The organism is Halorutilus salinus, assembly GCF_026242195.1.
Classification (GTDB): domain Archaea; phylum Halobacteriota; class Halobacteria; order Halobacteriales; family Halorutilaceae; genus Halorutilus; species Halorutilus salinus.
This window is the reverse complement of record NZ_RKLV01000002.1, coordinates 122,722-135,692: the sequence shown is the minus strand read 5'-3', so window position 1 is coordinate 135,692 and position 12,971 is coordinate 122,722. Positions and strand designations below refer to the sequence as shown.

The 12,971-nt window shown below is 59.5% G+C and carries 11 protein-coding genes and 1 pseudogene; 6 read left to right on the top strand and 6 right to left on the bottom strand.

Features of this window, described 5'->3' with window-relative positions:
• Window positions 1–17: 17 nt before the first annotated feature.
• Both fabG and aceA read left to right on the top strand, forming a co-directional pair.
• Window positions 18–758, top strand: coding sequence for a 3-oxoacyl-ACP reductase FabG (gene fabG / locus EGH25_RS02480; protein ID WP_266085933.1), 741 nt, complete (start codon window positions 18–20; stop codon window positions 756–758).
• Window positions 759–835: 77 nt separating this feature from the next.
• Window positions 836–1,855, top strand: a complete 1,020-nt coding sequence (gene aceA / locus EGH25_RS02475; protein WP_266085932.1) for an isocitrate lyase — start codon at window positions 836–838, stop codon at window positions 1,853–1,855.
• A gap of 734 nt (window positions 1,856–2,589) precedes the next feature.
• Here the strand turns inward: aceA and EGH25_RS02470 are convergent.
• Both EGH25_RS02470 and EGH25_RS02465 read right to left on the bottom strand, forming a co-directional pair.
• Window positions 2,590–3,240, bottom strand: a complete 651-nt coding sequence (locus EGH25_RS02470) for an HNH endonuclease signature motif containing protein (RefSeq protein ID WP_266085930.1) — start codon at window positions 3,238–3,240, stop codon at window positions 2,590–2,592.
• 101 nt (window positions 3,241–3,341) lie between these two features.
• Window positions 3,342–5,282: an ABC1 kinase family protein gene (locus EGH25_RS02465; RefSeq protein ID WP_266085929.1), complete on the bottom strand. Its 1,941-nt coding sequence runs from the start codon at window positions 5,280–5,282 to the stop codon at window positions 3,342–3,344.
• Window positions 5,283–5,444: 162 nt separating this feature from the next.
• Between EGH25_RS02465 and aceB the strand changes: the two genes are divergently transcribed.
• Complete coding sequence (gene aceB, locus EGH25_RS02460; protein WP_266085928.1) at window positions 5,445–6,749, top strand: malate synthase AceB; 1,305 nt, start codon at window positions 5,445–5,447, stop codon at window positions 6,747–6,749.
• Window positions 6,750–6,796: 47 nt separating this feature from the next.
• Window positions 6,797–7,108: a YbhB/YbcL family Raf kinase inhibitor-like protein gene (locus tag EGH25_RS02455; protein WP_266085926.1), complete on the top strand. Its 312-nt coding sequence runs from the start codon at window positions 6,797–6,799 to the stop codon at window positions 7,106–7,108.
• Window positions 7,109–7,112: 4 nt separating this feature from the next.
• Here EGH25_RS02455 and EGH25_RS02450 read toward each other — a convergent pair whose 3' ends face one another.
• From EGH25_RS02450 to lhgO, 4 genes and pseudogenes are all read right to left on the bottom strand, one after another.
• Window positions 7,113–7,505, bottom strand: a complete 393-nt coding sequence (locus tag EGH25_RS02450; RefSeq protein WP_266085924.1) for a PIN domain-containing protein — start codon at window positions 7,503–7,505, stop codon at window positions 7,113–7,115.
• Window positions 7,486–7,710, bottom strand: coding sequence for an antitoxin VapB family protein (locus EGH25_RS02445; protein WP_266085922.1), 225 nt, complete (start codon window positions 7,708–7,710; stop codon window positions 7,486–7,488). The genes EGH25_RS02450 and EGH25_RS02445 overlap by 20 nt, the downstream gene beginning before the upstream one ends.
• Before the next feature lie 43 nt (window positions 7,711–7,753).
• A pseudogene (trpB, locus tag EGH25_RS02440) lies at window positions 7,754–8,960 on the bottom strand (tryptophan synthase subunit beta).
• Window positions 8,961–8,992: 32 nt separating this feature from the next.
• Window positions 8,993–10,189, bottom strand: coding sequence for an L-2-hydroxyglutarate oxidase (lhgO, locus tag EGH25_RS02435; RefSeq protein WP_266085921.1), 1,197 nt, complete (start codon window positions 10,187–10,189; stop codon window positions 8,993–8,995).
• Window positions 10,190–10,269: 80 nt separating this feature from the next.
• Between lhgO and EGH25_RS02430 the strand changes: the two genes are divergently transcribed.
• Both EGH25_RS02430 and recJ read left to right on the top strand, forming a co-directional pair.
• Window positions 10,270–11,310: a sensor histidine kinase gene (locus EGH25_RS02430; RefSeq protein ID WP_266085920.1), complete on the top strand. Its 1,041-nt coding sequence runs from the start codon at window positions 10,270–10,272 to the stop codon at window positions 11,308–11,310.
• A gap of 37 nt (window positions 11,311–11,347) precedes the next feature.
• Window positions 11,348–12,754: a RecJ family nuclease gene (recJ, locus tag EGH25_RS02425; protein WP_266085919.1), complete on the top strand. Its 1,407-nt coding sequence runs from the start codon at window positions 11,348–11,350 to the stop codon at window positions 12,752–12,754.
• Window positions 12,755–12,971: the final 217 nt, after the last annotated feature.

Sequence of the window (12,971 nt, the reverse complement as noted above, 5' to 3'; positions counted from 1 at the left end):
TGGCGCGTGTCTCCCCCATGGTCGAAAGACAGGTCTGTGTCGTAACGGGGGCATCGCGGGGTATCGGACGGGGGATAGCGCTCGATCTCGGACGCCGCGGCGCGAGCGTCGCCGTCAACTACAACGAGAGCGAGGAGGAGGCGCGCGAGGTCGTCGACGAGATCAACGCGGGCGAAGGCGACGCTATCGCCGTACAGGGTGACGTTTCCGATCTCGACGACATGCGCACGGTACGCGACGAGGTACGTGACGAGTACGGCGGCGCGGACGTTCTCGTAAACAACGCGGGTGTCTCGGTCGACAGAAAGTTCGTAAACATGGAACGCGAGGACTGGGATCGTGTCGTCGACACCAACCTCGGCGGCGCTTTCAACGCCACCAAGGCGTTCTTCAACGATATCTCCGTATCGTCGAACGGACGCCTAATCAACGTATCGAGCGTGATGGCGCAACGCGGAAACTACGGACAGGCGAACTTCACCGCCGCGGAGAGCGGACTTTTCGGCTTTACACGGACGCTCGCGCTCGAACTCGCCGCGTCGAACTCGACCGCAAACTGCGTCGCGGTGGGGTTCACGAGCACCGACATGCTCGAAAAGGTCGACGAGGGTGTGAAGGAGAAGATACGCGACCGTATACCCCTCGGACGTTTCGCGGAAGTCGAGGATCTGACGGGTATCGTACGTTTCCTCGCGTCGCGTGACTCGGCGTACATGACGGGTCAGATACTCGGTATCAACGGCGGTATGCGCGGATAGGGCGGTTGTCACGGCTTCCCATGCTCGTCCCGAACCGATTAGCTTAAACCTGCATTATTCAAACTGACAGATGACTCATGCCAGAAGGAGAAAGACGCGACGAACACGACTACACGTACAGGGACGTTGACAACTACAAGGCGCGCGAGCTACGCGAGAAGCTTAACGAGCAGGACTTTGTATTCGCACCCGGTCTGTACCACGCTCTCGACGCCCGTCTCGCAGAGATGACGGGGCACGACGCCGCGTACATGTCGGGCTACTCGACGGTTCTCGGTCAGTTCGGCTTCTCCGACCTCGAAATCGTCGACATGACAGAGATGGTCGAGAACGCCAAACGTATCGTCGAGGCTACCGACCTCCCCGTCGTCGCCGACTGTGACACGGGATACGGCGGAATCCACAACGTCCGCCGTGCTGTCCGTGAGTACGAGAAGGCTGGCGTCGCCGCCGTCCATATCGAGGATCAGGTTACGCCCAAGAGATGCGGACATATCGCGGGCAAGCAGATCGTCGACCGTGACACGGCGAAGGGACGTTTCTCCGCCGCCGTCGACGCCAAGCAGGACGAGGACACCATCATCATCGCGCGTACCGACGCTTACGGTAGCGCCAACGGCGACTGGGAGGAGCATCTCGAACGCGGACGTATGTACGCCGACGCAGGCGTCGACATAGTCTGGCCCGAGATGCCCGATCCCTCGCGCGAGGACGCCGTCGAGTACGCGGAGACGATACACGAGACCCACCCCGACCTCAAGCTTGCGTTCAACTACTCGTCCTCGTTCAAATGGAGCGAGCAGGAGGACGCGCTCACGTTCCAGGAACTCGGCGACCTCGGCTACAAGTACATCTTCATCACGCTGTTCGGTCTCCACGCCGGCGCGCACAAGGTCTACGAGGACTTCAAGAACCTCGCCGAGAACGACGAGCAGGCTCAGTGGGACCTCGAAGAGGACTACATTGGACATCCGACCGAGAGCCACCACGAGCTTTCGAACACCGACCGTTACCAGGAGATAGAGACGGAGTTCGACCCCGCGGCGAAGGAACGTATCGAGGAGTCCGAAGGCTTCGGCGGCGAAGACGGACACTAACGTAGCTGACTTCCTTCGTTCTGCGGTTCATTTCTGAGCCGATACTCGCGCAGGAACAGAACGTCTTGAGGCGGAGCTGCCGAAAGAACTGGAGATAAACAAGAAAGTAACGGAGGATCGCGTTCGACAAGTTCGCGAGAACCCGGTAGCCCTAACCGAGGTATGTCTATATCACGACAAGCACAATGACCACGTTATCCAAAAATTATCAATGGTAGTTACCGTTACACTAGCCGCCTTCGTATATACTGTAGCCCTCGTCAGTCGTCGTTTATTTGTGAGCGGTTTTGATAGTTATTTATAGATAGTACAAGAGAATACACCCGCCTTTAGGTGTATCCAAATCAGAGATTTGCTTACTCAGAAACCTTCGATTTCTGAACGGGTGATGAATCCGTCGAACGATTCAACTAACCGTTAGTGTTAATACAGTCAGGAATTTAGTTGTAGTTAGGTCAACTGACCTACGGAAGCGGCTTGTCCGCCCGAAGTAACGAGGCAGTATCCGAAAGAGGTTGTGAAGGTGCATCCTGAAAGGTGTACTGTAAAACTCCCATCAAGCACGGTGAAAAAGATAACTCCGAATCTTCTTACGGAAGGTAGGAGTAACGGCTGTTTGGCACTGCCACGAACCGATATAACCGCGAACGGTGGAAACACCTGATAAGGTTGTGTCGGTTGGAAATCTTAAATTCCCAACGTGGGATTCATCCGACTTTAGGCGGGTGAGGATGTCAAGAGCCGTTGAAACGCCTGGCAAGTAATCTGTCTGCCGTTCCTTTATTTTCGGATTCGTGGTTATTCTCCCCTTTTTTAGAGTCTTCTTTTTCAGTTCCTTCTATCGCTTCGTTGCAGTCCCTGCAAAGAGGGATCAGATTATCGAGCCGATTGGCATCTTCTTGTCTATTGAATCTACAGTAGTCAACGACATGATAAAGTAGGAGACGGCAGTCATGTTTGTCTATGTGTTCTCGCTTTGTCATCCCACACCCAACGCATGCACCGCCTTTGTTTTCTAGGACATCCTTTCTGACAGAGGCATCGATCTGAGTCTGTCCGCTCATGTCTTCGATGGGTCTGGCAATCTTAATTATCTCTTCCCGAACCCTCCTGTAGCCCGACTTCCGGAGAACATCTCTGAGCAGGGCAAGTTCTCTGTTTTCAAGTTCAAGACGTATGCTACCTGCATCTTCGGTCGGTCTAACCTTCTCAAGAATCTTGTCTCTGACTTCGTCCGGTTCCGAAAGCCATTCATATGAGCTCGGTTCTTCTCCGGAGTCCTTGTCAGACCAAAGGGCATCGCACATTTTTAGCCTTTCCTCCACCGAAATCTCCATGCATACGACAGGGGTGTCTCTTAGGACAGTCTGTATCTCAGACCTCAATCTGAGCGCCTCCTTAGGAACAGTAAGCCGGCTTTAGTGCACATGTATGAGGTTATATCCCTCCAAACACTTGAATCTAAGGCACAGATCATGCTGGTCAGTTATCTGATGGGGGCTTCTTTCGCGTTCTCTTTGTCATACCTCTGGAAACCGTCGTCTTTGGTGCCGAGTTCACCGTTCGTCTCAGAGACAGTAGTTTCGTCTATACCGGCGTTGCCAGCTTCTTTCTCTGCTTCCTCCTCAGGGTCGTCCCACTGCTCCATACGGTGGCGCGTGGCGACGTACTTGGGACCCATGACGCCCGTGTCGCGCTCCTTGAACGTCCTCCACGCGAGAAGGAACAGGAGCGCACCGAGACCGAACGAGTACGGGGCGAGTCCGGAACCGCCCGTGTACAGGACGGCGGCGCTGAGAGCGAACGTACCGCCGAGGACTGTGAGGAAGTTACGTTTGCCGCTCTTTTTCATCTCGTCACGAACCTCCTGCTTGATGTCGTCGGTACCTATATCGACCGCCACGTTTTCGTCGTCCGTGTGCCCGTTCTGGACGGCTCCGGCTCTGTCCATCAGATCGACACGTAGGAACCTCGCGTTGTCGAGTATGAACGCCGTCACGGGACGGTCGCTGTCGAGGTAGGGTATGGGCAAGGATGTACGTATGCTACCGAGGAACCTGTCAGCCTCGTCGAGCCACCTGTACTGTGGACCCTCGCCGACGTGTGAGAGCGCCGGAACCTGATTCTCGTCGAGATCTTCGAGGAAGAAGTCGTGTAGCTTCTGACTAAAGTCGTAGTCGGGCGCGAGGTCGGCGCAGAGTCCTTCGACGCCGAACGTCGCGCGCATCCCCAGTATGATCTCCTGCGGGAACTTCATAGGATAGTCGTAGAGCGTCTCGTCAACCTTCGCCTCTATACGTTCTATGTCGGCGTCGTCGAGTCCCTGACCCGATATATCCATTATCATGACGTTGGCGACTTCAAGCAACGTCTCGCGGTCAACGTCCTGGTCGACCGCGCCCATCTCCTGTAAAGAGTCGACAACCTGACCGGGGTCGTGCATACCGACGCCTATGAACATCTCCTTCCAGTTCTCCTGTATATCCTCCGGCGGACGTTGGGCTATACCGTAGTCGTAGATGATCGCGCGTCCGTCAGGCGCGACGGCAAGGTTGCCCTGATGGGGGTCGGCGTGGAAGACATCGTGCCTGAACGCCATATGCAGGTACGCGTCGGCGATGGCGTCGACGATCTCCTCTGGGTCGTGTCCCTCACGTTTGAGCTTCTCGTCGTGCTTGACGGCGATGCCTTCCTCGTACCTCATCACAATGACCTTCTCCGTCGAGTACTCGTGGAAGACGTACGGTATGATCACGCGGTCGTCGAGGTTGTCGCGTTCGATGTTCTCGCGTATCTCCGTCATTATCTGCGCCTCGCGCCCGAAGTCCATCTCCTCCTGTATCGTCTTCTTAAGCTCCTTCGCTATCCCCTCCGCCGACTCTGCGTGCGACTCCTGACCCATGTACAGGAGGAAACGGCGCGCGAGGGGTAGGAAGAAGCTCAGTACGGCGAGATCCGCCTGAACCACCTTTTCGAGACCCGGACGCCGTACCTTGACCGCAACATCCTCGCCGTCGATACCCGCGAAATGCACCTGCGCGATCGACGCACCTGACACCGCCTCCTCGTTGAAGTACTCGAATACCTCGTCAGTCGGTCTTCCGAGTTCCTCCTCAAGGAGCGCCTCGACCTTTTCGTAGTCCTCAGGAGGAACCTCGTCCTGTAGACGTTCCATCGCACGGACGTACAGAGGCGGTACGAGGTCGGGACGCGTCGTCATGAACTGCGCCAGCTTAATGTACGTCGTACCGAGTTCCTCGAAGGCGTCCGCCATCCTCTCGGCGCGCGCCTTCCGCTGTTCGTAGCTAAGCTCGCGTCTGCCTCCGAACAGAAGGAACCTCCGTCTGTCACGTATATGGGTTATCATCAACGGCGTGAGGACACGGGTCGCCTGTATGAGACGCAGAACCACCCTTATCTTTGACATATGAGTAGGATGGGATAGAAGATGACGATAAATAAAACTCCCGCCTGTTTTCGACGACCGACGTAAGAACAGCGTACCGGAAGGATTGGGCGTGTACGGCGTCCGGCGGGGGTACGGAGCCAATACAAAAGGAATATACCCGGCGTCGACAACGGTTTGGGTATGCCGGAACCACGCATACACGGACGCGAGTTCGTCCGAACGTTCTTTACGACGCCGACCGCAGAGCAAGGCGTCGACGACTCGGCGAAGAAGCTAAGAAAGGCAATACAGCTGAGAGGGATGCAGGCTCCCGACGTCTGGGTGCCCGACAACGAGGACGCGACCGCGCCGAACATGCGCGACGAGGGCGCGGAGAACATCGCTGAGGTCGTCGCCGATGACGGCGCGGGGTTCCCCGGAGAGATACATCCGCGCGTCGTCTGGCACCGCGACGACCCGAGTACGCGTTACAAAGGTCTTCAGCACATGCTCGAAATCGCCGACCCTGAAAAGGGAGCTGTCGACGACATCGACGGCTTCGTCATCCCGGAGGTAGGCGACATCGACGACTGGAAGAAGGCAGACGAGTTCATAACCATCGTCGAGAACGAGTACGGTCTTGAGGAAGGTTCGCTCAAGATGTCGGTCATTATCGAGAGCGGACAGGCGGAACTGGCGATGGGCGAACTCCGCGACGAGATGGGGAAGCCGACGAACAACCTCGAACGTCTGTTCCTCCTCGTCGACGGCGAGGTCGACTACACGAAGGACATGCGCGCGATTACGCCGACGGGCGGTCTCCCCGAGTGGAAGGAACTCAGGCACAACACGTCGCGGGGTGCGAGCGCCGCGGGGCTTATTTCTGTCGACGGTCCGTTCGACGACATACGTGACGTAGAGGGCTACAAGGATCGTATCACGGCGAACGCCGCGATGGGTATGCTCGGCATCTGGTCGCTCACGCCCGGACAGGTCGAGGTCGCAAACAAGACGCCCCTTCCGCCGCAGGAAGGCTACTGGACCGTAGAGGCGGACGGACGGACGGTCGAACTCGACGACGAAGGCGACGCGCAGGTCTACAACGGCGAACGTATCGATCTCGAAAAGGAGGGCGAGACGTACGAGCTTGAGGTCGGCGGCGACGAACTCGTTCTCGACGAGGACGAGCTACGCGAGGAACTCGTCGACCTTACTGCGTACGTCCCCAGTATGGACGATATCGTCGACTCGATGGAGGAGTTCGAGTCAGCCAAGGAAGCCGGAAAGGGCGCTATAGCGATGTCGCGCTCCGCAACCGTCCGTATAGACGGCGTCGAGATCGATATACAGAGCGACCGTATGTGGGACGAAGCGACGTATCAGGCGATGATGACGCCCGTCAAGCTGTTCAAGGATGTCTACAGCAACCGTCCCGATCAGCACGACGCACTCGCAGAGATGTACGGCGAGGGCGTCGTCGAACGCGCCCTCGACGTCGGTCTGTAGGTAGACGCAACCCTTCGTTTTTTGTACGAGCGCGTCTGTCTTCCCGTATGCGTACAACGAAACGTTCTTTCGTCGCGTTCGTAGCCGCCGAGGTGGGGAACATACCCGGAGGCGTACGCCCCGAACCGACCGTGGGGGCGCTCGGCGGGGCGCGTCAAGGAACCAACGACGCCGGCGAGATGGGTTACACGGCTCCCTGTCCGCCGGAGGGCGACGGGAAGCATACGTACAGGTTCGTCGTCCATGCCGTTGAGGACGAACTCGACCTCGAACCGGGCGCGGGGCGCGACGAACTCGGGGCGGCGCTCGACGGTTCGACGGTGGCGACGGCGCATCTCGAAGCGACGTACGAGAGGTGAGGCTTTAGACGTAGAACTCGGTTTCTACAGGAGCGTCTTCGAAGTCGCGGTCGCGCGTTACGAGGGTGTATCCCTTCGTCCACGCGTGGGAAGCGACGAGCGTATCGCGGGCGGACAGGGGCGAACCGTCGTCGTGAAGGCGCGAGTCGAACCCGGCGGCGTCGACGGCGTTCGAAAGACCTGAGTGCGGCACGTCGACGCTCCGGTTACGTAGGAAAGACTCGACCTTCTCGTAGCTATCGCCGCGAACCGCGCCACGAAGAACCTCGAAGGCGCAGATGTACGGCACCACGAGAGGTTCGTCCGCGTGTCGCCGCATCCATTCCTTCGCCTCGGCGTGGTGTTCGCCATCCGGGTCGAGGAAGTCGATTACGAAGCTACTGTCCAAACAGTTCATTCCCCTTTTCCTCAAGGTCGTCTTCGAGTTCTGAGCGCGCCGCCTCGGCGGTCTCTGCGAGACCGGAACACGAACCCGCGTACTCCATCACGTCGGCACCCTCCGTGAGACGGCGGATAGTGTCGCTGAAGCTCTCGTCGTCGCGTTTGTGCGCCTTGAGTAGTTCGTAGGCGTCCTCGGCTACAGTGATGTTCTTTGTCGCCATACACGTACACGTACTTGTCCCCACCCGATAAGAGCTTCGCATCTTAACTCAGGTCGAACCTCTCCGCCGCGGTCGCCATATCCTTGTCGCCGCGTCCCGACAGGCTGACGAGTAACGTACCGTGGTCGTCGGCGACGCTCTTAGCGAGCGCCAGACCGTGTGCGGTTTCAAGCGCGGGTATGATCCCCTCGGCGCGCGACAGATCGCGGAACGCCTCCAACGCCTCGTCGTCGGTCACGGCGCGGTACTCGGCGCGCCCCGTCTCGCGGAACATAGCGTGTTCGGGTCCGACACCGGGGTAGTCGAGACCCGCGCTGACCGAATGTACATCGGTACCGTCGTCGATAACGCGCGTCTTCATACCATGGAGAACGCCGTCCTCGCCCGCCGTGAGGGGCGCGGCGTGTTCGCCGCTGTCCGCGCCCTTGCCGCCGCCCTCCGCACCGTAGAAAGCCACGTCGTTGTCGTCGCGGAAGGCGTCGAACAGTCCCATGGCGTTCGAGCCTCCGCCTACGCAGGCGACGCAGGCGTCCGGGAGCGCACCCGTCTTTTGGAGCATCTGTTCGCGCGCCTCGTCGCCGATTACGCTCTGGAACTCACGCACCATACGCGGGAAAGGGTCGGGACCCACCACACTACCGACGAGGTAGTGTGTGTCCTCGACGTTCTCAACGAGGTCTTCGAGAGCTGTCATCAGACTACGTCTGATGGACAGTCAGAACGCGGACGGCGTTCTGACGACGGTGTCGACGGAGTCGGAAAGACCTGCGCCCCCGCGCGTCACCTCGTTCACCTCCGCGCCCATGAGACGCATACGGAAGACGTTCATACGCTGGCGCTCGATGTCCTTCGCGCCCATGTATATCTCCGTATCGAGACCGAGGAGAGCACCGACCATCGCCGTCGCGGTTCCGTGCTGTCCCGCGCCCGTCTCGGCGATCAGACGTGTCTTTCCGGCTTCGTCGGCGAGGAGCGCCTGACCGAGAGCGTTGTTTATCTTATGAGCGCCCCCATGCAGGAGATCCTCGCGTTTGAGGTATATCTCAGCGCCGTACCGATCCGAGAGCGTCTCTGCGTGGTAGAGAGGCGTCGGGCGTCCGGCGTAGTCACGTAGGAGCGCACTCGTACCTCTCGCGGAACGCATCGCTGTCCTTGTGTGCGTCAAAAGCCTCTGCGAGCCTTTCGAGAGCCTCTTCGAGTTCGTCGGGGACATGTCTACCGCCGTAGCCGTCGAAGTCTTCTTGGGGCATACGGTAGGCGTCGCGCTCGTGGTACAAAACAGTTACAGTCGTTCCTCAGCCTCGTTGGCGAGATGCTCTCCGAACGGAAGCGAGCACGTCAGACCGGGTGAGACGGCGTTGAGGACGTGCGTCGACGCCTCGGCGTGCTCCACGAGAGGCTGTTTGACGAGTTCGCCGTCGGGTGAGACGAGCTGGGCGCGGACACCTGCGTACGACCGTGCGAAGTCATCGGCGGTCGCTTCGGGGACGAGACGTTGCGCGGCTTTGACGAAACGGCTCTTGCGGTACGACTTGTTTAGCTCGTCCCACGCGACACCGAGCATCTTGCGCGACGAGATTAGACGCCAGAATCCGGTGTAGGACAGTGTCCCGAAAAGTTCGCGGAACGAGACGGAGCGGTTGGTGTACGCCTCGCGCCCGAATGCGAGAACGGCGTTGGGTCCGACGATGACCTTTCCGTCGGTTCTGCGCGTGTAATGGACGCCGAGGAAAGGTAGTTCGGGGTCGGGTGTGGGGTATATCATCGTCCTACACAGGTCTGTGGCGTCGGGTTCGAGTTCGTAGTACTCGCCACGGAACGGCACCACGCGGTGTTTGGTTGGCGCGCCCATCTTACGCGCGAGCGTATCGGCGTAAAGCCCCGCGGCGTTTACGACGTACTCGGCATCGAGTTCGCCCTTGTCGGTACGGACGCGCCATCCGTCACCGTCGCGCGTCGCGTCACTTACCTCGTGTCCCATGTAGAAACCCGCGCCATCCGCCTCGGCGTCGCCCGCGAGGGCATGGACGTACTTGCGCGAGTCGACCGAAGCCGCTCCGGGTGCGTGGAGAGCCGCGACCCCTTCGGCGTGTGGTTCGCGCTCCTTGAGGAAGTCGCCGTCGACGATACGTGCCTCCGCGCCGTTCTCGTCCGCCTGTTCCTTCAGGTCATATAGACGATCCGTCTCGTCGTCGTTCTGAGCGACGACGAGAACACCGCATTCGTCGACTGGGACGCCACGTTCGGCGCAGTACGTCTTCATACGGCGTGTACCCTCGACTGCGAAACGAGCCTTGAGCGTACCGGGTTCGTAGTTGAAGCCGGGATGGAGAACGCCTGAGTTCCTACCGCTCTGGTGCTGAGCGAGGGCGTACTCCTTCTCAACGACGGCTACGTCGACGCCGCGTCGTGCGAGATGACGCGCGGTCGATACGCCCACACAGCCGCCACCGACGACCACGACTTCGTGACCTGTCATCGGTGTTTCTTTGCGAGCGAGGTGTAAAAACACCCCGTTACACCAAAGAGTGATAAGTAGGGCATCCGTTTTTGCTTGTCATGGTCCGTCTCATAAAGAGATGGTCGCTTACAGCCGTAGGTCTCGGTACGGTGGCTGTCGTCGTTGTCTACAGTCTGGTATCGCCCGAAACGGCGATCTCGACGATCGTCAACACGAGCGCGCCGCTCGCGCTCGCACTCCTCGTCGCAGGGGCAGGTGTGGGTATAGGACGTAGACGCGACCCGGAGTTCGTCGCCTCCGTCGCCCTATGGGCTGTCGTCTCGGCGACGATGGGGGTGGCTATCAACCAGTGGTACGTCTTGCTTCTCGGCGGTGTCTTTCCCGAACAGGCTTTCCATTTTACGATAAGTAGCGTCTCGCTCACGGCGTCTTTCGGCACCGCAACAGGCTACTACTACACGGCTCTGGTTCGGAAGGCTGACGAACTCGAACGCACCAACCGTCTTCTGCGCGACAGAAACAGAAGTCTCGACGAGTTCGCAAGCATCGTATCGCACGACCTGCGTAACCCGCTTAACGTCGCTCAGGGGCAGTTAGATCTTGCGCGGGATGGGGAAGCGGAGGAGGCTGAAGAGAGGTTCGGTAAGGTCGAGAACGCCCATGGGAGGATGGAACGCCTCATAAACGAGGTTCTGTCTTTCACGCGTCAAGGCGACGAGGTCTACGAACCCGAACGTCTACGTCTGTCCGAGGTCGTAGAGGAAGCCGTCGATGGGGTGCCCGTGTCCGAGGAAGCTGTCGATGTCGAAACCGAGGTAGAACTCCGGGGTGACAGGGACAGGCTCAGAACCGTCTTGGAGAACCTTTTCAGGAACGCCGTCGAGCATACCGACGGGGCGGATATCAAGATAGGTACGGACGAGGACTGCGTCTTCTACGTCGAGGACGACGGAGCCGGCATACCGTCCGAAGACCGTGAACAGGTCTTTGAAGGCGGATACAGCACCAAGGAGGGAGGCGGGGGATTCGGTCTGTCCACGGTACGCCGTACCGCAGAGGTTCACCGCTGGTCGGTGAACGTCACCGACGCCGACGCCGGCGGCGCACGTTTCGGGTTCGTCGACAGGGACGAGGGCTAACCGCGGTCTTTTTTGTGGACGCGACGTATCCCAACGTATGGAAGAACTCGACGACGGCTTTCTCGAACGCGCACACGACTGCGCCGGCTTCCTGCGCGACGCCGACGACCTCCTCCTCATATCGCATATCGACGCCGACGGTCTGACGAGCGCAGGCGTGGCTTCGACAGCGCTCGACCGTGCCGGGGTAGAGCACGAGACGCGTTTCTCGAAGCAGTTGGACGACGAAGACCTCGACGGTATAGAGGAAGCGGGTCACGACGCCGTTCTTTTCACCGACTTCGGAAGCGGTATACTCGACGAGGTACTGACGCGCAACTTCACGCCCGTGGTGGCGGATCACCACCAGCCGGCAACCGACGCCGAGGCGGAGTACCATCTCAACCCTCTTCTTTTCGACATAGACGGCTCGTCCGAACTGTCGGGCGCAGGTACGGCGTACGTCCTCGGCAGGGCGCTTGAGGGAGAAGACGGCAACAACCGCGACCTAGCGGCGCTCGCCGTCGTAGGCGCTGTCGGCGACATGCAGAACCAAGGCGGCGGTCTGAGCGGCGCGAACAAGGTCGTCGTACGTGAAGGTGTCGAGGCGGGCGTCCTCGAAGCCAAGCAGGATCTGCTCCTTTTCGGCAGGCAGACGCGCGCGCTCCCGAAGCTACTCGAATACTCGACAGACGTCTTCATACCCGGTGTGTCGAAGAACTCGGCGGGTGCGAAGGAGCTACTCGAAGAGGCGGGTGTTGAGGCGAAGGAGGACGGCAACTGGCGTCGGTGGGTCGATCTCTCGGAGGACGAACGCCGGCTCCTGACGAACGCGCTGTTCAGTAAATGCGTCGAGAACGGCGTCGACTCGTCGGAGATAGAGGAACTCGTCGGCGAGACGTACACGTTGCTCGAAGAGAAACCGGGTACGGAGTTACGTGACGCAAGCGAGTTCTCGACACTCCTCAACTCGACGGCGCGGTACGACCGCGCCGATGTCGGCTTCTCCGTCTGCAAGGGCGACAGGGATGAGGCGCTCGCCGAGGCGCGCGAGCTACTCCGTGGGCACAGACGCAACCTGCGTAACGGCGTCGAGTACGTCGGCGATAACGGGGTGACGGAGATGGACAACGTCCAGTACTTCGACGCGGGCGACGAGATACAGGATACGATCGTCGGTATCATCGCAGGTATGAGCTACTCGAAGTCGTGTGTCAACAGAGGGAAGCCCGTCATAGCCTTCGCCGATGTCGAGGAGGACGGCGAAAAGAAGGTTTCGTCGCGCGCCACCAAGTCGCTCGTACGTCGCGGACTCAACCTCGCAGAGGTTATGAGCGAATGCTCGTCGGCGGTCGGGGGCGACGGCGGCGGTCACGACATAGCCGCGGGCGCGACGATACCCGAAGGCTCCGTCAAGGAGTTCGTCGACGAGGTCGATGCTGTGGTTGAGGAACAGATCTCTTAGCTTCTCAGGTTTGCACGTTGAAGTAGAGGCGTGACGTAGAGGATGGCAGACGGATGATGTCGGTTACGACGCCCTTGCCGTGTACGCGTGTCTTCGACGGGCTCGTCCGTCAGACTCTGGGGTACGATCCGGAGAACGTGTACGTGAACCGGGTGTTCCGACAGTCCCTGACGAAGCGTCCGTGACTCGATGGACGAACCGGACGCGCGGCGGCGGG